The 19,380-nt window shown below is 69.2% G+C and carries 19 protein-coding genes; 7 read left to right on the top strand and 12 right to left on the bottom strand.

Annotated elements, in window-relative coordinates:
- The first annotated feature begins 159 nt into the window (after nucleotides 1-159).
- From ACFXK0_RS09180 to ACFXK0_RS09160, 5 genes are read left to right on the top strand one after another with little or no spacing between them, the layout of a single operon-like run.
- Nucleotides 160-1,521 (top strand): cytochrome P450, encoded by a 1,362-nt coding sequence (locus ACFXK0_RS09180; RefSeq protein WP_379409483.1) that lies wholly within the window; start codon nucleotides 160-162, stop codon nucleotides 1,519-1,521.
- Nucleotides 1,521-2,618 (top strand): amidohydrolase family protein, encoded by a 1,098-nt coding sequence (locus ACFXK0_RS09175; protein ID WP_379409482.1) that lies wholly within the window; start codon nucleotides 1,521-1,523, stop codon nucleotides 2,616-2,618. The genes ACFXK0_RS09180 and ACFXK0_RS09175 overlap by 1 nt, the downstream gene beginning before the upstream one ends.
- 17 nt (nucleotides 2,619-2,635) lie before the next feature.
- Entirely contained in the window at nucleotides 2,636-3,781 is a 1,146-nt protein-coding gene (locus ACFXK0_RS09170; RefSeq protein WP_379409481.1) for an amidohydrolase family protein, read from the top strand.
- A 1-nt stretch (nucleotide 3,782) separates the two neighbouring features.
- Nucleotides 3,783-4,187, top strand: a complete 405-nt coding sequence (locus ACFXK0_RS09165; protein WP_379409480.1) for a Rieske (2Fe-2S) protein — start codon at nucleotides 3,783-3,785, stop codon at nucleotides 4,185-4,187.
- Nucleotides 4,188-4,198: 11 nt separating this feature from the next.
- Nucleotides 4,199-5,068 (top strand): alpha/beta fold hydrolase, encoded by an 870-nt coding sequence (locus ACFXK0_RS09160; RefSeq protein ID WP_379409479.1) that lies wholly within the window; start codon nucleotides 4,199-4,201, stop codon nucleotides 5,066-5,068.
- A 10-nt stretch (nucleotides 5,069-5,078) separates the two neighbouring features.
- On the opposite strand, the gene ACFXK0_RS09155 is transcribed toward ACFXK0_RS09160, so the two are convergent.
- The 3 genes from ACFXK0_RS09155 to ACFXK0_RS09145 form a co-directional block, all read right to left on the bottom strand.
- Nucleotides 5,079-5,522, bottom strand: coding sequence for a hypothetical protein (locus ACFXK0_RS09155; RefSeq protein ID WP_379409478.1), 444 nt, complete (start codon nucleotides 5,520-5,522; stop codon nucleotides 5,079-5,081).
- A gap of 150 nt (nucleotides 5,523-5,672) precedes the next feature.
- Nucleotides 5,673-6,155, bottom strand: a complete 483-nt coding sequence (locus tag ACFXK0_RS09150) for a nitroreductase family deazaflavin-dependent oxidoreductase (protein ID WP_379409477.1) — start codon at nucleotides 6,153-6,155, stop codon at nucleotides 5,673-5,675.
- A 32-nt stretch (nucleotides 6,156-6,187) separates the two neighbouring features.
- Nucleotides 6,188-7,351: an SRPBCC family protein gene (locus tag ACFXK0_RS09145; protein WP_379409476.1), complete on the bottom strand. Its 1,164-nt coding sequence runs from the start codon at nucleotides 7,349-7,351 to the stop codon at nucleotides 6,188-6,190.
- A gap of 134 nt (nucleotides 7,352-7,485) precedes the next feature.
- Between ACFXK0_RS09145 and ACFXK0_RS09140 the strand changes: the two genes are divergently transcribed.
- Entirely contained in the window at nucleotides 7,486-8,091 is a 606-nt protein-coding gene (locus ACFXK0_RS09140; protein ID WP_379409475.1) for a TetR/AcrR family transcriptional regulator, read from the top strand.
- Nucleotide 8,092: 1 nt separating this feature from the next.
- Here ACFXK0_RS09140 and ACFXK0_RS09135 read toward each other — a convergent pair whose 3' ends face one another.
- Complete coding sequence (locus tag ACFXK0_RS09135; RefSeq protein WP_379409474.1) at nucleotides 8,093-9,268, bottom strand: acyl-CoA dehydrogenase family protein; 1,176 nt, start codon at nucleotides 9,266-9,268, stop codon at nucleotides 8,093-8,095.
- The gene (locus ACFXK0_RS09130; RefSeq protein ID WP_379409473.1) at nucleotides 9,252-10,244 is read right to left on the bottom strand and encodes an acyl-CoA dehydrogenase family protein; all 993 of its coding nucleotides are present in this window, start codon (nucleotides 10,242-10,244) and stop codon (nucleotides 9,252-9,254) included. The genes ACFXK0_RS09135 and ACFXK0_RS09130 overlap by 17 nt, the downstream gene beginning before the upstream one ends.
- A 107-nt stretch (nucleotides 10,245-10,351) precedes the next feature.
- On the opposite strand from ACFXK0_RS09130, the gene ACFXK0_RS09125 reads away from it, so the two are divergent.
- Nucleotides 10,352-11,953 (top strand): FAD-dependent oxidoreductase, encoded by a 1,602-nt coding sequence (locus ACFXK0_RS09125; protein ID WP_379409472.1) that lies wholly within the window; start codon nucleotides 10,352-10,354, stop codon nucleotides 11,951-11,953.
- Here ACFXK0_RS09125 and ACFXK0_RS09120 read toward each other — a convergent pair whose 3' ends face one another.
- The 7 genes from ACFXK0_RS09120 to ACFXK0_RS09090 all read right to left on the bottom strand — a co-directional run bounded on the left by ACFXK0_RS09120 (nucleotide 11,954) and on the right by ACFXK0_RS09090 (nucleotide 19,380).
- Entirely contained in the window at nucleotides 11,954-12,277 is a 324-nt protein-coding gene (locus tag ACFXK0_RS09120) for a hypothetical protein (protein WP_379409471.1), read from the bottom strand.
- An 88-nt stretch (nucleotides 12,278-12,365) separates the two neighbouring features.
- The gene (locus ACFXK0_RS09115; protein ID WP_379409470.1) at nucleotides 12,366-13,808 is read right to left on the bottom strand and encodes an MCE family protein; all 1,443 of its coding nucleotides are present in this window, start codon (nucleotides 13,806-13,808) and stop codon (nucleotides 12,366-12,368) included.
- A complete protein-coding gene (locus ACFXK0_RS09110) occupies nucleotides 13,808-14,935 on the bottom strand; it encodes an MCE family protein (RefSeq protein ID WP_379409469.1) in 1,128 nt (375 codons plus the stop codon). The genes ACFXK0_RS09115 and ACFXK0_RS09110 overlap by 1 nt, the downstream gene beginning before the upstream one ends.
- A complete protein-coding gene (locus ACFXK0_RS09105; RefSeq protein ID WP_379409468.1) occupies nucleotides 14,932-16,182 on the bottom strand; it encodes an MCE family protein in 1,251 nt (416 codons plus the stop codon). The genes ACFXK0_RS09110 and ACFXK0_RS09105 overlap by 4 nt, the downstream gene beginning before the upstream one ends.
- Complete coding sequence (locus tag ACFXK0_RS09100; protein WP_379409526.1) at nucleotides 16,179-17,213, bottom strand: MCE family protein; 1,035 nt, start codon at nucleotides 17,211-17,213, stop codon at nucleotides 16,179-16,181. The genes ACFXK0_RS09105 and ACFXK0_RS09100 overlap by 4 nt, the downstream gene beginning before the upstream one ends.
- 2 nt (nucleotides 17,214-17,215) lie before the next feature.
- On the bottom strand, nucleotides 17,216-18,238 hold the full coding sequence (locus ACFXK0_RS09095) for an MCE family protein (protein WP_379409467.1): 1,023 nt from the start codon (nucleotides 18,236-18,238) through the stop codon (nucleotides 17,216-17,218).
- Complete coding sequence (locus ACFXK0_RS09090; RefSeq protein ID WP_379409466.1) at nucleotides 18,235-19,380, bottom strand: MCE family protein; 1,146 nt, start codon at nucleotides 19,378-19,380, stop codon at nucleotides 18,235-18,237. The genes ACFXK0_RS09095 and ACFXK0_RS09090 overlap by 4 nt, the downstream gene beginning before the upstream one ends.

The raw sequence follows: 19,380 nt of genomic DNA, 5'->3' as shown, positions 1-19,380 counted from the left end.
GCGGAAATCTTTTCCGGGCCACGGACCCACGGCTTTCGCTTGCGACGCGATACCGCGAGAGAGTACGGTTCTCATATCCGGCAAGTATTGTTCTTGCACGGAATTCCCTGTCGTGCCGCTCCGATCGCGCGACAGCTGCGCTGGAACAGGAGAGCATCCGTGAGCATCGACGATGCCGCCGACCGGGACCGCAAGGCGAACCGATACCACTTCGACCGGCACACCCCGGAATATCGGCACCGCTTCACCGAGATCACCCACGACCTACACGCCAAGTGCCCGGTCGCCTGGACCGACACCTACGAGGGCCACTGGGTGGCGGCCGGGGCGAACGCGGTCTTCGAGCTGGCCCGCTGCCCGCACGTGTCCAACGACCACGACCTCACCGGCGAACGCAACGGGTACAAGGGCATCTCGATTCCCACCGCCCAGCGCGCGCAACTCGTGCGCGGCGGGATTCTCGAGATGGACGATCCCGAACACAGGCTCTATCGGCAGGTGCTCAATCCGTACCTCTCGCCCGCCGCGGTGCGCCGCTGGGAACCGGTGATCGACGAGATCGTGCGCGCCACCCTCGACGAGAAGATCGAGTCGGGTCGCATCGATTTCGTCGACGACCTCGCCAATATCGTGCCCGCCGTGCTGACCCTCGCCATGCTCGGTATCCCGCTGACCAAGTGGTCGATGTACAGCGAACCGGTGCACGCCGCGGTGTACACCCCGGAGGACTCCCCCGACGCCCCGCGCGTGGCCGAGCTGCACCGGACCATGGGCATCGACCTGCTGACGAGTCTGGCCGAGGTCAAACAGAATCCGCGTCCCGGCCTGCTCGAGGCGCTCACCGAGCTGCGCATCAACGGCGAGCCCGCCCCCGATCTCGAACTGCTCGGCATGCTGGGGCTGATCATCGGCGGCGGTTTCGACACCACCACCGCGCTCACCGCGCACGCGCTCGAATGGCTGTCGCAGAACCCGGCCGAACGTGAACGGCTCAGCCGCGACCGGGAGACCTTGCTCGCGCCGGCGACCGAGGAGTTCCTGCGCTACTTCACCCCGGCACCCGGCGACGGGCGCACCATCTCCGCCGATGTCGAGATCGAGGGCACCGAATTCGAAGAGGGCGAACGGCTCTGGCTCTCCTGGGCGATGGCCAATCGCGACGCCACGGTGTTCCCCGATCCGGACGACATCGTGCTGGACCGGCGCGGCAACCGGCACTTCAGTTTCGGGCTCGGCGTGCATCGCTGCATCGGGTCCAATGTGGCGCGCACGGTGTTCAAGTCGATGCTGACCGCCGTGCTGGACCGGATGCCCGACTTCGTCTGTGATCCGGCCGGTACCGTGCACTACGACACGATCGGCGTCATCCAGGGCATGCGCAATCTGCCGGCCACCTTCACCCCTGGCCCGCGCCTGGGCGCCGGACTGGACGAGACCCTCGCGAAGCTCCAGATCATCTGCGACGAGCAGCAGCTGGCGGCCTCGGTGACGGTGCGGCCCGAGATGGCCCGGATCGACTGATGCGCACCCACGCCGACGGCACGACCACCCCGTACATCGATGCGAGCGTGCACATCTTCTTCGCCTCGAACCGGGACCTGCGCGATCATCTGCGCGAGCCGTTCAAGAGCCGGGGCGTGCCCGATGTGGATCTGGACTGGTACGGGGCGCCGGGCGGTGAATACCTCACCGGCGCACAGGGTTCCGGTCGCCGGGCTCCCGGCTCGGACCCCGCTGTGGTGGCCGGGCACCTGTTCGTCGAGCGCGGGGTGGATGTGGCGATCCTGCATCCGATGACCAGGGGCATTCTGCCCGACCGGCATCTGACCTCGGCGGTGCTGGCCGCGCACAACGACATGCTGGTCGGCCGCTGGCTCGAGCACGCGGAGTTCGGCGACCGGTTCCGCGGCACCCTGCGGGTCAATCCGGAGGACATCCCCGGCGCGCTGCGCGAGATCGACCGCTACGGGCAGCATCCGTCGATCGTGCAGGTCGGAGTGCCGCTACAGGCGCGCGAGCTCTACGGCAAACCGCAGTTCTGGCCGCTGTGGGAAGCGGCCGCCGCGGCGGGACTGCCGGTGGCGGTGCACATCGAGACCGGGGAGAGCATCGCCTTCGCGCCGACACCCTCGGGCCACACCCGGACCTATGAGCAGTACCTGGGATTCATGTCGCTCAACTACATCTATCACCTGCTGAACATGATCGCCGAGGGCGTCTTCGAACGGTTCCCCGGGCTCCGGTTCGTCTGGGCCGACGGCGGCGCCGACCTGCTGACCCCGTTCAGCTGGCGGATGGACACCTTCGGCAGGCCACACCTCGAACAGACCCCGTGGGCGCCGCGAATGCCGAGCGAATACCTGCCCGAGCACGTGTATTTCGTCCAGGACCGCCACGACGGCCCGCCCGCCGACGCCGACTTCGCCGCCGAATGGCTCGATTTCACCGGCAAGGACGACATGGTGATGTTCGGTTCGAGCTATCCGCACTGGCAGGCCGTCGACGTGGATTCCCTCTCTCCGGGTTTGACCACCGAGCAGCGCGACAAGCTCTGCTGGGGCAACGCTGCCCGGCTCTACGGCATCGAGGTACCGACCGCCGCCGCGGTCGGCAGTTAGTTCCAGGAAGGACGCGTATGCCGCCGATCCAGCACGAGCAGCGGGCCGCCGCACCCGAGCAGGTCGCCGTCCGGGTCGTCGACTCCGATGTACATCCGGTGCCGCGCCGCGGCGAACTCGTCGAGTACATCCCCGAGCCGCACCGCAGCGACTACTTCCTCAGTCACCGGGTGGGTGACACGATCATCTACGACGCCCCCGACTACGCGCATTCCTACGCCATGCGCGTGGACGCCTTCCCCGCCGACGGCCAGTTCCCCGGCAGCGATCCCGAGCTGGCCTACCGGCAGCTGATCGTGGAGGCAGGCTCCGACATCGCCATCCTGGAACCGACCGTGAAGGCGACCCGGCTGCCGCAGGCGACCCAGGCCATGGCCACCGGTATCAATCATTGGCAGGCCAACCACTGGCTCGATCCGGTCAACAACTGGCATCAGCGCTGGCGTGGCTCGATCTGTGTCGCCGTGGACGATCCGGCCGGCGCGGTCGCCGAGATCGAGCAGTGGGCCGGGCATCCGTACATGGCGCAGATCCTGCTCAAAGCCGAACCGCGGCCGTCCTGGGGCGATCCGCGCTACGACCCGATCTGGGCGGCGGCGACGCGGCACGACCTGGTGGTGAGCTGCCATCTGGGGCGCGGCGCGTTCGAGACGATGCCCATGTCACCGGTCGGATTCCCCAGCTACAACCACGATTTCATGGTCAGCTACTCGCTGCTGGCGGCCAATCAGATCATGAGCCTGATCTTCGACGGCACCTTCGACCGTTTCCCGGCGCTGCGCTTCGTGTTCGTCGAGCACGCGTTCACCTGGATCCTGCCGCTGATGTGGCGGATGGACGCGATCTACGCCTCACGCAAGCAGTGGATGACGATCAAGCGCCCACCGTCGGAGTACGTCAAGGAGCACATCCGGTTCACCACCCAGCCGCTGGACTATCCCGAGGACAAGACCGAGCTCAGCCGGGCGCTGGAATGGATGGACGCCGGGCGGATCCTGCTGTTCTCCTCGGACTACCCGCACTGGACCTTCGACGATCCGCGCTGGCTGGTCAAGCATCTGCCCGCCCCCGCCCGTGACCGGGTGATGTTCCGCAACGGCATCGAGACCTATCACCTGCCGGAATTCGTTCCGGCGCTGCCAGATCCACGGCGGAGGCGCTGAGATGAGCGAGGACAGCGCGAGTTCCGGCGAGCCGCCGCGCCTGGCGCAAGGCCGCGAACACGTGGTCGCCACCGTCGAGGAGATCCCGCCCGGGACGTCGAAGGTGGTGCCGATCGGGCGGTTCGGCGTCGGGGTGTACAACGTCGGCGGCACCTTCTACGCCATCGCCAACTACTGCCCGCACGAAGGCGGACCGCTGTGTTCGGGCCGCACACGCGGCAAGACCGTGGTCGACGAGAGCGTGCCCGGCGACGCGGTGATGGTGCGCGACAACGAGTTCGTCTACTGCCCGTGGCATCAGTGGGGTTTCGAGCTGGCCACCGGGACCACGGCGGTCAAGCCGGAGTGGAGCATCCGCACCTATCCGGTGCGGGTGGTCGACGGCGCTGTCGTCGTCCAGGCCTGAGAGGACCTGTCATGCCCGCTGTGACGGTGAACGGCGGCCGCGTCGTCTACGAGATCCTCGGCACGACCGGCCCGCCGGTGGTGCTGACCCCCGGTGGCCGGTTCGGGATGGACATTCCCGGGCTGCGGCCGCTGGCCGACGCCCTGGTCGCGCACGGACACACCGTGCTGCTGTGGGACCGGCCCAACTGCGGCGCCTCCGACGTCCAGTTCTACGGGGCCAGCGAATCCCATATGCGGGCCGAGACGCTCGCCGGTCTGCTCACCGAACTGGACCTGGGTCCGTGTGCGCTGGCGGGCGGGTCAGGAGGCGCGCGTGACTCACTGCTCACCGCGATCGAGTATCCGGAGCTGGTCACCCGGCTGGTGCTGTGGAATATCGTCGGCGGGACCTACGGGCTGTTCAATCTCGGCGCGCACTACGTGCTGCCGAGTCTGCAGGTGGTCCGGGGCGCCGGGATTCCCGGGCTGCTGAAGCTGCGGGAGTGGCGTGAGCGCGTCGCCGAGAATCCCGGCAACGAGCAGCGGCTGCTGGCGCTCGACCGCGACGAGTTCGTGAAACTGTCGCTGCGCTGGCTCAACGCCTACGTGCAGAAGCCCGGCCAGACCGTGCCGGGTGTCGACGACGAGCTGTTCGACCGGATCCGGGTGCCCACCTTGATCATTCGCGGCGGCGCGGGCGATCTGGATCATCCGCGGCGCACTTCGCTGGAGATCTCGTGCCTGATCGAGGGCGCGGAGCTGATCGATCCGCCGTGGCCGGAGGACGCCTGGGAGCAGGCCATGGCGGATCGGGCGACCGGGCGGGTCGACCGGTTCAATCTGTTCGACACGTGGGTGCTGGCCGCACCGGCGATCGCCGGATTCCTGGCCAGCCCATGAGTCCGGCGGGTCAGCGCAGCAGCAGGCGCACCTCGGCGTTCAGTGCCGCCTCGAGCGCGGTCAGTACCCGGCTCTCCGGGATTCGCGTCAGGTCGGCGGCACGCAGGGTCACGGTGACGATGTCGAAGCCGGCGATGTCGGCGGCGCGGTCCACCTCGCCGGTGAGGCCGAAACCGGCCAGCACACCGTGCGCGTCGTCGTCGGTGCCGCGGCTGAGGAAGGTCACCGCGCCCGGCACCGGGGTGGTGCCGAATGCCCGCGCGCAGGCGGCGACCAGGTCGCGCACGGCGCCGGCCGGGTCGTCGGTGGCGAGCTGGAATCGTAGTTCCGGGCCGGTGTCCGCGCTCGGTCGCACCGGGGAGTCGGCTCGCAGCGCGCGCAGCCCGGCCGCCCACCGCGCCGGGGTCAGCGTCCGGTCGGGGTCGACATCGATGCGTACAACCGCGGTCCTCATGCCGCCGAGCCTAGCCGGGTGAGCCACACCCTTCTACGCCTTTGAATACACGCCACCTCGGCGACACCGAACTGCGCGCAGGCACCGAGACCCTGATCCGCGACGCGGTAGCCCAGTGCCCCCGCGCCGCGCTGTCGATCGTGGACTGACTCAGGCGCGCGGGCGCAGCACGATGACCGGGATCTCCCGTTCGGTCCAGGACTGGTAGGTGTCGAAGTCGGCGTAGATGTCCACCAGCAGTGGCCACAGCCTGGCCCGCTGCTCGGCGTCGGCGACCTCCGCGCGCACCGGGAGCCGGTCGCGCCGGATCTGGATGTGGGTGTCGGGTTCGGCGCGCAGGTTGTGGTACCACTGCGGATGTTTCGGCAGCCCGCCCTGCGAGGCCACGATGACGGTGTCGGCGCCGTCGACGAGGTAGAGCAGCGGTGTCGTGTACCAGACCCCGGACTTGCGGCCCCGATGCTCGAGCAACAGGGTGGGGACCGGTTTGCGCCAGCCCGCGCCGACCCGCCAGAGCCCACCGATCCGGCCACCGGTCCACCGGTAGAGCCGCACGTGCGCCTTGCCCGCGAGGGAGAAGAGTTTGGGCAGCAGCGGGGAGTCGAGCTGGGCGGGCCGGGATGGATGGGTCATGGTTCCTCGTTCCGGGATGAAAGGGTCGGGCATCAGCCGAGGGCGACGCCGAGTTCGGTGGCGAAGGTACGGATCATGTGCTGCACGCCGATCTCGTTGCGGCCGATGATCATATGGTCGTGCTGGCCGCGGCGCACCCCTTCCCCGCACTGCGGCAACATGGCGAAGTCCTCGTCCCGCACCGCGGCGTGCACCTGCTGGTAGATGCTGTCGTACACCGCGCGCTGGGCGTCGTCGGTGGCGGGGATCCGGGCCATCCAGCTGTGGCGCACGGTGCAGCGCGTCGGCGCGCCCGCGGGCAGCATGTCCAGGATCTCCACCCCGACCGGACTGTTGGCCAGCACGAGGTTCGGGTAGATCCAGTAGATCACGCCCATGTTCATCAGCGGACTCCAGTCGGCGCCGGGCTCGGTGTCCAGGGTCCGGATCCAGTTGAACGGGAAGCCCATGCGGTGGTGGCGACCGAAGGAGTCGTGGGTGGAGGTGTCGGCGACGGTGTTCTGCCCGATCACGCTCTCACCGTGCACGAAGGGGAAGTGATAGCTCTCGGCGAAGGCTTCCAGCGCGCCCTTCCAGCTGACCTCGGAAACGAATTCGCGTTCGTCGTGGTACCCGTAGGAGGCGTAGTCGAGCTGCGCCAGTTCCGGTCCCATCGCGCCGAGGTGGGCGTCGACATCGATCTCGCCGCCCGCGGTCAGCACCGTCCAGATGAAGCCGTGCCGTTCCTGACTGGGCAGTTCGACCAGGCCGTAGTCGCCGCGGTCCATCCCGGTGAACCCGGCTTTCCCCGGCACGCCGACCAGTTCGCCGGTGTTGCGGTAGGTCCAGGCGTGATAGGGGCAGGTGAAGCGGGTGGCCTTGCCCGATCCGCAGGCGGGTTGCGCGCCGCGATGCCGGCAGTAGTTCAGCAGCACGTGCGCGGTGCCGGTGCGGTCGCGGGTGATCAGCAGCGAATCGCCGAGGACGGTGCGGACCACGTAGTCGTCGGGTTCGGGGATGCGGGCCGAGGGCATGACGGCCAGGGGTGTGCGGCGCAGGATCTGCGATTCCTCGACCTCGGTGATCTTCGGATCGCGGTAGTAGTGCAGCGGGACGCGCAGGGTGGATTCGGCCATGTCGGTGGTGCCGTCGAGGACCAGCCGCAGGGCACGGCGGGTCAGATCGTCGGTGAGGCCTGCGGCGGGTGGGTGCGGCATGAGTTGGTCCTTTCACGAGCTCCATTCAGACCATACATATCAACTTGAATGTATGGTCTGAATCGGGAGAACCCGTGCCTGCGGTGCGCAGCCGATAGGGTCGGCGGCATACCGGTTTACCCAGGGAGGTTCACTTGCGCAGGCATGGCTGGTCGGGCACGGTGCCGGGCACCGACGCCGAGGCGGTCGACCGCATTCTGACCGCCGCGCGCGCGGTTATCGAACGCTCCGGCGCGGCCTTCACCATGGCCGAGATCGCGCGGGAACTGGGCGTCACCCGGCAGACGGTCTACCGCTACTTCCCCAATGCCGACGCGCTGATCACCGCGACCGCGCTGGCCGAGACCGGCCGTTTCCTCGATGTCCTCGCCGCGGAACTCGACCGCATCACCGATCCCGCCGAGGCCGTGGTGGAGGGCATCGCGTACACACTCGAGACACTGCCCGAGGACCGCTACCTCAGTCTGCTGCTGATGCCCGGCCGTGCCAGTGCGTTCCCCGCCGAGGTCACCTCGGACACGGCGCTCGCCCTGGGCCGCAGCATCCTGGAACGCTTCGCCGTCGACTGGGACCAGGCCGGCATCACCGGCAGCCGCCTCGACGAACTCGTCGAGCACATGCTGCGCGTCGTCGCGTCGTTCGTGCTCGACCCGGGTCGCCCGCCGCGGCGCGGCACCGAACTGCGCGCCTATCTCACCACCTGGGTCGCCCCCGCGGTGCGCGGCCTACAGCGCCGCTGACTCAGGTCCGGGGCAGGCCGAGGATGCGTTCGGCGATGATGGTGCGCTGGATCTCGGAGGTGCCGCCGGCGATGGTGCCGGCGAAGGAACGGACGTAGCGTTCGAACCAGCCGGGGGCCGATTCCTCGAGGCTCAGCGGGCTGTAGCGGGCGGTGACATCGGGGTGGACGAGTCCGCGCGGGCCCGCGGCGGTCAAGGCCGCGGACGCACCGGCCTGGACCGCTTCGGAGCCGAGCAGTTTCAGTACCGACAGGCCGGCGACGTCGTCCTCGCCGCGGGCCGCGCCGGCCAGCGCGCGCGAACCGAGCAGGCGCAGGGCCTGGGCGTCGAGGGCGAGGGTGGCGTAGCGGTCGGCGTCGAGCGGGGTGGCCGGGTGGAAGTCGGCGAGCAGGCCGTCGAGGCGGCTGGCGAAACTCAGCCAGAGCAGGGTGCGTTCGTGGCCGAGTGAGCCGTTGGCCACCCGCCAGCCCTGGTTCACCTCGCCGACGATGTTCGCCGCGGGCACCCGGACCTCGGTGAAGAAGACTTCGTTGAAGTCCAGGTCGCCGGGGTCGGCTACCGAGGCGAACGGCCTGCGCTCGACGCCGGGCAGGTCGGTGGGGATCAGGATCGCCGAGATGCCACGGTGTTTGGGCGCGTCGGGGTCGGTGCGCACGAAGGCCAGCAGCACATCGGCGTCGTGGGCACCGGAGGTCCACACCTTCTGGCCGGTGACCACGAAGTCGTCGCCGTCACGCACGGCCCGGGTACTCAGCCCGGCCAGATCCGAGCCGGCGCCGGGTTCGCTCATGCCCAGGGCGGCGGTCAGGTCGCCGCGCAGCACCGGGATCGCCCAGCGGCGTTGCTGTTCGGGGGTGCCGAAGGTGATCAGCGAGGCGGCCACGATGCCGACGCCCTGCGGATTGAAGCTCTCGTGGATGCCGCGCCTGGCCAGTTCCTCGCGATGCACGTACTGCTGCACGATCCCGGCGTCGCGCCCGCCGAACTCCGGCGGATAGCCGGGCACCAGCCAGCCCGCGTCGAACTGCGTCCGCTGCCAGCGGCGCGCCCAGTCCGGCAGGTGCGCGCTGGAGCGGGGGCGCGGCGCCGCGCCCGCGTCGGTGGGCAGGTGCTCGTCGAGGAAGGCGATCAGGTCGGCGCGGAAATCCTCCACGTCCTGGTCAAACCGCAGCTGCACGGTACTGCCTCGCAATCGTCGCCCGGTGCTCGTCGGTTCCGCCGAGCAGCATCTCCCCCGCCTTGGCCCGCTTCAGCGCGAACTGCAGGTCGTTCTCCCACGTGTAGCCCATGGCGCCGAACAGTTGCAGCCCGTGCCGGAAGACCAGTTCCTGACACTCGCCCGCCGCCGCCTTGGCCATCACCGCCGCGAGCCCGGCGCGTTCGTCGGCCTCGGCCAGGGTCAGCGCGGCCCAATAGGTGAGCGCGCGGGCCCGCTCCACGGCGACGTGCATGTCGGCGGCCTTGTGCGCCACCGCCTGGAAAGACCCGAGGGGAGCACCGAATTGGCGGCGTTCGCGTACGTGCGCCACCACCAGGTCGAGCACCCGCTGACAGGCGCCGACCATGGTCGCGGCCAGCCCGGTCAACGCGCACGCCCGCGCGATCCCGACATCGGCGCCGGTGGCGCTGTCGGCCGCGACGCGCACGTGGTCGAAGGTCACGGTGGCCAGATGCAGCACCGGATCGAAGATCGCCGAGCGGCGCGTGTGCACCTGTCCCGCCTCGACCACGAAGACACCGGCGCCGGTGACCACGGCGAGCAGTTCGGCCCGATCACCGTCGAGCACCTCGGCCGTCCCGTGCAGCACCCACTCGGCACCCTCGCGCCGGGGCGTGATGCCGGCGAACACCGCGGCACCGGCCACCGTGGCGGGCGCCTGCGGCACCAGCGGCGCGAACTGGCTGGTGGTCGCCAGGTACGGCGTCGGATCGCAGACGCGGCCCAATTCCTCGTGCACGATGGTCAGCTCGACGGCATTGTCGCGGTCGGTCATCGCCGTCCAGCCGTGCTCGACATAGCGCTTCCACAGCGGGCCGGGGTCGGCACCCTGGTCGGCGACGGCCCGGACGAGGGTGGGCGGACAGTGTTTCGCGACGACCTCGCGCACGGTGTGCTGCCACCACCGCTGATCGTCGTCGAACTCGAGCAACATCCGACCGGCCTCCTCTGCTCCCACCACGGCGAGAACGTCATTCTTGTTCTCAGGATAGTATGTACTCTTCAGATAAGAAGATTATTTCCGGACTTCGAGGAACCGCCGTGGCCTACGTCATCACCCAGAACTGCTGCAAGGACGCCTCGTGCATCGCGGCCTGCCCGGTGGACTGCATCCGCCCGAGCGAGGGCGACGACGGCACCCAGATGCTGTTCATCGATCCCGAGACCTGCATCGATTGCGGCGCGTGCGCCGACGAGTGCCCGGTCGACGCGATCTACTCCGAATACGATCTGCCGCCGGAGCAGGAGCGCTTCCGGGAACTCAATGCCGCCTATTTCCACCAGCATCCGCTCGAAATGGGTGACATCACCGCCCCGGCGCCGCGCGCCGCCGTCGCACCCGGCGCGCTACGGGTCGCGATCGTCGGGGCCGGTCCCGCGGCCTGCTACGCCGCCACCGAACTGCTCGCGATCGACGGCGTCGAAGTCGACCTGTTCGACCGGCTACCCACGCCCTACGGCCTGGTCCGCTTCGGGGTCGCGCCGGATCATCAGCGCACCAAATCGGTGGTCCGGGTGTTCGACAACGCTTTTCGCACCGAACGTTTCGGCTGCCACCTCGCGGTGGAGATCGGGGCCGCGCTGACCCACCGGGATCTCCTCGACCACCATCACGCCGTGATCTACGCGGTCGGCGCGCCGGACAGCCGCGCGCTCGGCATCCCCGGCGAGAACCTGCCCGGACATCACGCCGCCGCCGACTTCGTCGGCTGGTACAACGGGCATCCCGACCACGCCGCCCACCGATTCGACCTGGCGACGCGGCGGGCGGTCCTGATCGGCAACGGCAATGTGGCCCTCGATGTGGCCCGGATGCTGCTGGCCGATCCGGCCACACTGGCCGCCACCGATATCGCCGACCACGCGCTGACGGCGCTGTCCGCCCAGCACATCGAGGAGGTGGTGATCCTGGGCAGGCGTGGGCCGCGCGAGGCGGCCTTCTCGGTCGGCGAGTTCAGCGCGCTCGGCCATCTCGGCGGGGTCGATGTGGTGATCGAGGCCGGGGATCTGACGGCGCATCCCGACGACGATGTCGAGACCGCGGCCAAACTCGAGCTGGCCCGCGAATACGCCGGGCGCCCGCCGACACCGGGCAACAAGCGCATCGTCTTCCGATTCCATGCCACCCCCAGCGAATTGGTGGGCACCGAGCGGGTCGAGGGACTGCGGGTGAGCGGTGATCCGGACCCGATCGAGACCGCCCTGGTCTTCCGCTCGATCGGCTATCGCGGCAGACCGGTCGACGGCCTGCCCTACGACGCGCACACCGGCACCGTCCCGCACCGGGCGGGCCGGGTGGTCGAGGCCGACGGCACTGCGGCGCCCGGGGTGTATGTGACCGGCTGGATCAAACGCGGGCCGCGCGGGGTCATCGGCACCAACCGCGCCTGCGCCGCCGAAACCGTCGCCGGCCTCCTCGCCGATCATACGAACGGCGACCTGGATCGCCCGGTCGCCGATCGCCGGGCACTCCTGGACACGATGACCGACCGGGGACTGACTCCCGTGGACTGGCCTGGCTGGCGGGCGATCGACGCCGCCGAGCGCGACCGCGGGGCGGCCCTGGACCGCCCACGCGTCAAGCTCGTCTCGGTCGAGGAACTCCTCGACACCGCGCGGCGCAAACCGCAGCTGCTCGCCTAGTTACTGGCGCGCGCGCCACACGGTGACGGCCAGGGAGGTGAGGTCCAGGGCGGGGCTGAGCCCGACCTTGCCGGTGGCCGCGTGCTCCTGGAAGGACTTGACGACCTCGTCCGGGTCGGCGTCGAGTTCGTAGACGGCCAGGTAGCTCTGCCCGGTGGCGTCACCGCCCGGCAGCTGCGCGGGCACCCGCCCGTACCGTTCACCGGCGACGATGCCCGGAACCGCGAGCACCTCACCGAGGTGCACGTTGTCGTACCACTCGTTGAATTCGGTGTCCTGACCTGCCACCGGATTCGAGAACACGAGCATCTTCGATCGGGCCATCGCCGTTCCCCTTCAGGGTCGAGAATTGAGATTTTTCACTGCGAGAACCAGCGTCTCACACGGAGTTGATCATGACCAGACCACCGGGTCAGCCCGTCGGGAGCAGCCGCTGCCACTGCCCGCCGGGCGGTTCGGCGAGATCGCTCTGCCGGTACAGGTTGCCGTCGGGACCGACGTAGTTGCCGGTCCGCGGATCGTATTCGGCGAGCCCGGCTCCGAGCCGCGACGGCACGGCGTTCGACGGCCGATCGCCCGGTAGCGGCACCGGCCGGGTGTCGGCGGGAATTCCCTGCTCTTCGAGGTTCGGATCACGGGGATAGGGGCCGGTGGCGGGCTGGGTGTCGGCCAGCGGGACGTACTCCTCGTCGCTGTTGCACAGCGCCGCCGTCGCCGCGCGTTTGCCCGGGCGCGCGGCGCACGGGATGTTGCGGGCGCCGCGGACCGCGATATCGGAGTCCTGGGGCAGCTTGCAGTACATGTCGTCGGGGGTGTCGATGGTCTCGGTGTCCTCCGGGGACCGCCACATGGACGGCGGCAGGAAACCGACGGTGCAGGTCACCGGGTCGGACAGGTTGCCGAAGCGGAAGTCGCCCAGGCCCAGGCCCGAGGCATTGCGGTTGGGCTGGACCGCCTGGATCATCGAGATCGACGGCGGGAGCAGGACCAGGATCTGTTCCAGGCCCGCGTTGTAGGTCACGGCGAGCTGCCCGATCGTGGTCAGATTCGCCAGCAGCACCGGCAGTGTCAGCTCGACCGACTCGAACAGCGCGCTCACCTCGTCGGCGAACCCCGGCCCGGCCTGCAACAGCGAACGGACCTGTGGATCGTCGGCGACGAGCTGGCCGGTGACCCCGGCGAGGCTGCGCGTCCACAGCTGGATGGCATCGGTGGTGCGGGCCTGCGCGTCCAGCAGCGGCACACTGTCGGTGATCAGTGTCGCGGTCGAATCCGACACGGAATTCAGGCTTTTCGTAATGGTCGCGGCTGAGGCGAGCAGTGAGTCCAGCTCCGGGCCCGCCCCGTTCACGCCCTGGAACAGCCGGTCCAGCAGCTCGTGCAGCCGGTCGACGGGAATCGTCCCGACCAGGGCGCTTAGCCGGTCCAGCATCGGCCCGACCTGCTGGGGCACGGTGGCGTCGGCGGCGGTGATCACCGACCCGTCGCGCAGGTAGGGCCCCGAGTCGGTCCGCGGCCGCAGGTCGACGTACTGCTCCCCCACCGCCGACACACTGCGCACTTGCGCCTCGAGATCGGCCGGAATCGGCCGCCCGGCATCCACGGTCATGGTCGCCCGTACTCCGGTCGCGGTCAGTTCGACGGCGGTGACCTTGCCGACCTGCACGCCGCGATAGGTGACATTGCCGAACCGGTACAGGCCACCGGATTCGGGCAGCTCGAGGTAGACGGTGTGGGTGCCGACCCCCAGCAGCGCGGGCAGGCGCACATACACCGTCAGCATCACCGTCAACCCGATCACCGACAGCACCGCGAAGATCACCAGTTGCGCGCGGACGAATCTGGACAGCAGCATCAGCGTTCTCCCGGAACGGGTTCCACGCCGACGCCGAGCGGATCGGAGGTCGGCCGGGCATACCCCGGATCGCCCACGGCGGCCTGCACCACGGCGGTCGGGTCACCGAAGGGGGTGCCGAGCAGTAGTTCCCGGCGCAGCCGTGGCACGGTGAGGTCGACCGTGGCGTGCAGATTCAGGTAGTCGCCGCGCACCGCGCGGTCGATCACCGACTGCCCGTAGGGGTAGACGGTGGCGTAGGCCAGCGCGGCGTCGATGCGCGGGCCGACATCGGCGAGGGCGCGCAGGGTCGGTTCGAGGTTGCGCAGATTCGCTACCAGATCCGATCCCACCTCGGTGACGACCGCATTCGCGGTGCCGCTGAAGACCCGCAACCGGTCCAGTGCGGTGGTCAGGGCGGGGCGTTCGGCCAGCAGGACATCGAGGGCGGCGGGCAGTTCCCGCAGTGTGTCGGTGAGTACGTCACGCTGACCGGCGAAGGTGGCAGAGAGCCGTTCGAGTCCGCGCATCGCGGCGACGATGTCGTCGCGCTGGTTCGCCAGGGTGCCCATGACGGTGTCGAGGCGGGTGAGCAGGGTGCCGATCTGCTGCTGGCGACCGTCGAAGGCGTCGCCGAGGCCGGAGACGATGTCGTCGAGCTGGCCGAGCCCACCACCGTTGAGCACCACCGACAGCGAGGCCAGGGTCTGCTCGGTCGAGGGATAGGTCGAGGCCCGGTTCAGTCCGATCGTGCTGCCGGGAGCCAGTGCCCCGGCGGGCGTGGCGCCGTCGGGCAGGTTGAGGGCCAGGTGGCTGGAGCCGAGCAGGCTGGTCTGGCCGATGGTGGCGACCACATTGCCCGGCACGGTGGTCTCGGGCCGGATGTCGACATCGACCACGGCGTGCCAGCCGGCCAGCCGGATCCGCCGCACGCTGCCGACCACCACATCATCGACCAGCACCGGCGAGTTCGCCACCAGCGTCCCGGCATCGGCGATCTCGATCGACAGTCTCATCGAGTCGGAACCGCCCTCCGCGCCGGGCAGCGGCAGCGAGTTCACGCCTTGCCAGCCACAACCGGTCAGCGACAGGGCGATCGCGGCGGCCAGCGCCCCGATCCGCTTGCGCCGGTACATGGTTCGCGTCATCGCGGTCCTCCCGGGAACAGAATGTCGGCCAGGGTCGGCAGCGTTACCGTCGGTGGTGCCGGTTCCCCGACGGCCTGCGGCACGAGATCGGGCTCGGTGTAGATGATGTTCTCCGGCTGGGCGGCCGGGCTGAGCACCGGATTGATCGGGATCGGCAGATTGTTCAGCTCGGCACTGTTGAGCAGGGGCAGGATCGGGCCGAGGTACTGGTGGCATTTGCGGGCCGATTCCGCCGAGGTGGTGTTCTCGATGGACGCGATCGCCGAGCACACCAGCTGCACCGGGTTGGAGAAGTTGTTGAGCCCGAAGACGCCCGCTTCGGTTCCGGTGTCCGGGTTGTAGATGTTGTAGAAGTTGGCCATGCTCGTCGGGAAGATGTGCAGCAGCTGTTCGAGGTCGTCGCGATGGTCGACGAGGTTCTGGGTGACGTTCACCAGGCCCTGTAGTTGCTGACCGGCCCGGTCGCGGTTGTCGCGGACGAAGCGCTGTACTTCGGTGACCGCGTGCGCGAGTTCGTTCAGCGCGGCGTCGAGGGTGGTACGGCTGTCGTCGAGCACGCTGGTCAGCGAGGCCAGCCGGTTCTGGAATTCGACGACCTGGACATTGCTGTCGCGCAGCGCGGTGACGAAACGCTGGAGATTGCTGATGATCCCGACGATGTCGCCGCTGCCGTCGGCGAGAATCCGCCCGATCCCGGACAGTTCGGTGAGCGCCTGGCGCAGGGTGTCGCCATTGCCTTCCATGGCCTTCGCGGCACTGTCGACGAACTGTCCGAGCGAGCTGGAGTTCAGTTCGGTGCCGGGGCCGAGATCGGTGGCCAGGCGGGTGAGCTGGGTTTTGATCTCGTCCCATTCGACCGGTACCGCGGTGCGTTCCACCGGGATCGTCGCACCGTCGGCCAGGCGCGGGCCGGTGTCGCGGTAGGCGGGGGTGAGCTGCACGTAGCGGGCGTCGACCAGGCTCTGCGCGATGATCACCGCGCGGGCCTGCGCCGGGACCGGCACCGCGCGGTCGACTTCCAGGACCAGTTCGGTGGTGGTGCCGTGCGGTTCGATCGACACGATCGAGCCCACCTTCACCCCGGACACCCGGACGTCGTCGCCGGGGTAGATCGCGGTGGCGGAGGTGAACACCGCCCGAATCATGTACGGCCCGAACAATTCTCGCCACGCGGTCGCTCCGCCCGCGACCAGCGCCACGGCGACGACCAGGGCGAGGCCGCCGCGCAGCAGCACTCGGCGGGTCATCGGGGGGCCGCCGGAGTCGGCACCGGGAACTGGCTCTGCGGCTGCACACCGAAGGCCTGATCGATGAAGGGCTGGATCAGATGACCGTCGAGCAGGTTCACCACGAACGCGTTGTAGAACGGGCCGCCGGAGACCGCTTCGCCCTGGGTCAGCGAGACCTTCGCCAGGCCGGGTAGCGCGGCGGCGATATTGTCGCGATTCTTTTCGAGCATGGCCACGATCGAGTTGAGCCGGTCCAGGGTGGGCGCGAGTTCGGCTTCGTTGTCGGCCACCACGCCCGAGAGCTGGGCGGCCACCGCCGAGACGTTCGCCAGCAGGTCCACGATCTCCTGCCGTCGTTGCGCGAGTACCTGAAGTAGCGAATTCGCGTCCAACAGCATCGTATTCAGTTTGCTGCCGCGTTCACCGATGATGCCCGACACCTCGGCGGTGGCGGCGAGCAGATCGCGCAACGATTGATCACGGCTGTTGACCGATCGGGAGACCTCGGTGAGCCCGGTCAGCGCCGGGCCGAGGTGGGGGGCGATCTGGTCGAGGGTCTGCGAGAGCAAGGTCAGGGATTGATCCAGGGCGGCGGTGTCGATCTCGCGCACGTTGGTGGTCAGGTCGCCCACGGCGTCGGTCAGCGAATAGGGCGAGGAGGTCCGTTCCACCGGGATCACCCGATAAGGGCGCAGGGTGTTCGCGCCGCGCGAGGTCAGTTCCAGTATCCGCTGGCCGAGCAGGGAGCCGGTTTTGATCCTGGCCTCGGTGTCGGCGCCGAGCACGATGTCGTCCTGGACGGCGAAGTCGACGCGTGCGTCCCCGTTGTCGAGGCGCACGCCGACGACCCGCCCGACGGTGACCCCGGACAGGACCACCTCGTCGCCCTCGCTCAGCCCGCCCGCCTCCTGGAAGACCGCGCCGTAACGCACGGTGGTGGCCAGCAGGATGAACTGCTGGGATTGCAGACCGATGGCGATCACGCACAGGGCCAGGGCGAGGCCGATCAGGCCCGGCCGCGCCAGGTGCGCACCGCGATACTGCGCCATACTCACGGGCTGCACCGTCCTGTCGTCTGTTCGATCCACGGCATCACCAGGACCTCGCCGTTCGCGTCGGTCACCCGGACGGTGATGGCGCAGATGTAGTACTGGATGAAGTTGCCGTAGGCGCCGGTGCGCACGAGTTTGCGGAAGTTCTCCGGCGCGCGCTGGAGGGCGCCGTCGAGGGTGGCTTTGTCGTCGTCGATCAGCGGTGCCAGCCTGGCCAGTTCGTTCACCGTGCCTGCCAGGGGTTTTCGTGCTTGGAGCAGCAGGTCGGCGACCGAGGCGGTGCCGCGATCCAGGGCGTCGATGGCGGCACCGATGGGTTCGCGTTCGCGGGCCAGTTCGGTGGTGAGGCTCTGCAGGCGGTCGAGGGTGCCGGCGAACTGGCCGCCCTCCTCGGCCAGGGTGGTCATCACCGTGTTCAGGTGGTCGATGAGCTGCTCGACCACGGCGCCGTTCTCCGCCAGCGTGGTGGTGAATGCCGCGGTCCCGGCGGTCAGCGAGTTCAGTGTGCCCTCCCTGCCCTGCACGATCTCGAGCAGCGACCAGGTCAGCGCGTTGACCTCCTGGGCGCTGAGGCCCTGCACCACCGGTTTCAGCCCGCCGAGCAGCAGGTCGAGATCCAGTGCGCTCGCGGTGCGTTCGCGCGGGATCTCCGCGCCGGGCCCGAGCCGCTCGTGTACCCCGGCGGTGTCGGTCAGTTCCAGGTAGCGGTCGCCGACGAGATTCAGGTACCGCACCGCGGCGGTGGTGCCGGTGCTCAGGTGCAGGGTGGTGTCGGCGTCGAAGCCGACCCGCACGGTGTGGTCGGGCAGCAGGTCGATGCTGTGCACGCTGCCCACCTGCACCCCCGCCACCCGCACCGAGTCGCCGGTACGCAATCGCGACACATCGGTGAACAGCGCGGTGTAGGAGTCGGTGTCGCCGCCGCGGTACTGGCCGAACACCACCACCAGCAGGCCCGACAGCACCACCATCACGGCCGCGAAGATCCCGAATTTCAGCAGTGGCGCATTGCGGCGGCTCATCGTGTACCCCCGAACAGCAGCTGGGACAGGTTGTCCACGTTGAGGATCAGCGACTCGTTGCCGCGCGCGAACGGGTTGGCGCCGATATCGGCCACCACGAACGGCGGCTTCTCCTCGTAACCGACCGGCAGCACCGAGCACTGTGAACCGCCCGTGGCGGCCACCTTGGGCAGGTTGTCCGGATACTTGTACGGGTCGATGCCCCACAGGAAGTTCGCCGAGAGGCCGAGGCCCGGGACGTCGACGGGCTTGGACTCCGACAGCCAGCCGAAACCGTCGAGCGAACAGTACAGCGCCTCCCGGTATTCGCTGGTGAGCGCGGTCGTGGGCACCAGCAGCTCCAGGGTCTGGGCCAGCGCAGGCGCATTGGCGTCCAGGACCCGGTTGCCGGTGTCGGCGAAGCCGATCAGCGAGACCAGCAGGGCGTCGAGATTGCGTTGCTCGTCGATCAGCGTGCGGCTGATCGCGGTGGCATTGCGCGCCGTATCCACCAGCGCGCCGGCGGAATTCGCGTAGGCGTCGAGCACCGGCGGTGCCAGCGACAGGTCGGTGCGCAGCGCGGGCAGCGCCGGTTCGAGGGTGGCCAGGAACTGTTCGAGGTCGCCGAGCATCGCGCCGACCTCGGCGCCACGGCCCCGGGTGGCGGTGGCGATCGCGCCGAGGGTGGCGTTGAGCTTCGCCGGGTCGAGGGCGGCCAGCACCGTGGTCAATTGCTCGAAGACGGTGTTGATCTCGACGGTCACCCGGTCGGCGGTGAGCACCTGACCGGCCCGCAGCGACCCGGCCACCGAGCGTTCGGGCGGATTCAGCTGCACGTATTTGGCGCCGAACACCGTGGTCGAGGCGATGGCGACGCGCACGTCGGCGGGGATCAACGCCAGGGTGTCGGTGTCGACCGCCAGTTCCAGCGCCGCGGTGCCGTCGGGGCGTTCCCGGATGGTGGTGACCCGGCCGACGGTCACCCCGCGCATCTTCACATCGGCGTCGGGGTTCATCACCAGTCCGGCGCGTTGCGCGATCACCGTCACCGCCGCGGTGTCGGCGAGTCCACCGCGGAACAGCACGATACTGCCCGCCAGCACCGCGCAGCCGCAGCCGATCGCGATCAGCCCGGCGACGACCCGGCCCAGGGTGCGAAGCAT

The organism is Nocardia sp. NPDC059177 (genome assembly GCF_042755165.1).
Classification (GTDB): domain Bacteria; phylum Actinomycetota; class Actinomycetes; order Mycobacteriales; family Mycobacteriaceae; genus Nocardia.
Note: the sequence above shows the minus strand (reverse complement) of the source record. Positions and strands in the feature narration are given on the sequence as shown.

Coding starts and splice junctions, on each gene's coding strand:
- ACFXK0_RS09165 (WP_379409480.1), top strand. CDS start 3,783: ATGAGCGAGGACAGCGCGAGTTCCGGCGAGCCGCCGCGCCTGGCGCAA.
- ACFXK0_RS09145 (WP_379409476.1), bottom strand. CDS start 7,351: ATGCCGCACCCACCCGCCGCAGGCCTCACCGACGATCTGACCCGCCGT.
- ACFXK0_RS09120 (WP_379409471.1), bottom strand. CDS start 12,277: ATGGCCCGATCGAAGATGCTCGTGTTCTCGAATCCGGTGGCAGGTCAG.
- ACFXK0_RS09155 (WP_379409478.1), bottom strand. CDS start 5,522: ATGAGGACCGCGGTTGTACGCATCGATGTCGACCCCGACCGGACGCTG.
- ACFXK0_RS09115 (WP_379409470.1), bottom strand. CDS start 13,808: ATGCTGCTGTCCAGATTCGTCCGCGCGCAACTGGTGATCTTCGCGGTG.
- ACFXK0_RS09175 (WP_379409482.1), top strand. CDS start 1,521: ATGCGCACCCACGCCGACGGCACGACCACCCCGTACATCGATGCGAGC.
- ACFXK0_RS09150 (WP_379409477.1), bottom strand. CDS start 6,155: ATGACCCATCCATCCCGGCCCGCCCAGCTCGACTCCCCGCTGCTGCCC.
- ACFXK0_RS09105 (WP_379409468.1), bottom strand. CDS start 16,182: ATGACCCGCCGAGTGCTGCTGCGCGGCGGCCTCGCCCTGGTCGTCGCC.
- ACFXK0_RS09100 (WP_379409526.1), bottom strand. CDS start 17,213: ATGGCGCAGTATCGCGGTGCGCACCTGGCGCGGCCGGGCCTGATCGGC.
- ACFXK0_RS09090 (WP_379409466.1), bottom strand. CDS start 19,380: ATGCTTCGCACCCTGGGCCGGGTCGTCGCCGGGCTGATCGCGATCGGC.
- ACFXK0_RS09160 (WP_379409479.1), top strand. CDS start 4,199: ATGCCCGCTGTGACGGTGAACGGCGGCCGCGTCGTCTACGAGATCCTC.
- ACFXK0_RS09110 (WP_379409469.1), bottom strand. CDS start 14,935: ATGACGCGAACCATGTACCGGCGCAAGCGGATCGGGGCGCTGGCCGCC.
- ACFXK0_RS09130 (WP_379409473.1), bottom strand. CDS start 10,244: ATGTTGCTCGAGTTCGACGACGATCAGCGGTGGTGGCAGCACACCGTG.
- ACFXK0_RS09095 (WP_379409467.1), bottom strand. CDS start 18,238: ATGAGCCGCCGCAATGCGCCACTGCTGAAATTCGGGATCTTCGCGGCC.
- ACFXK0_RS09170 (WP_379409481.1), top strand. CDS start 2,636: ATGCCGCCGATCCAGCACGAGCAGCGGGCCGCCGCACCCGAGCAGGTC.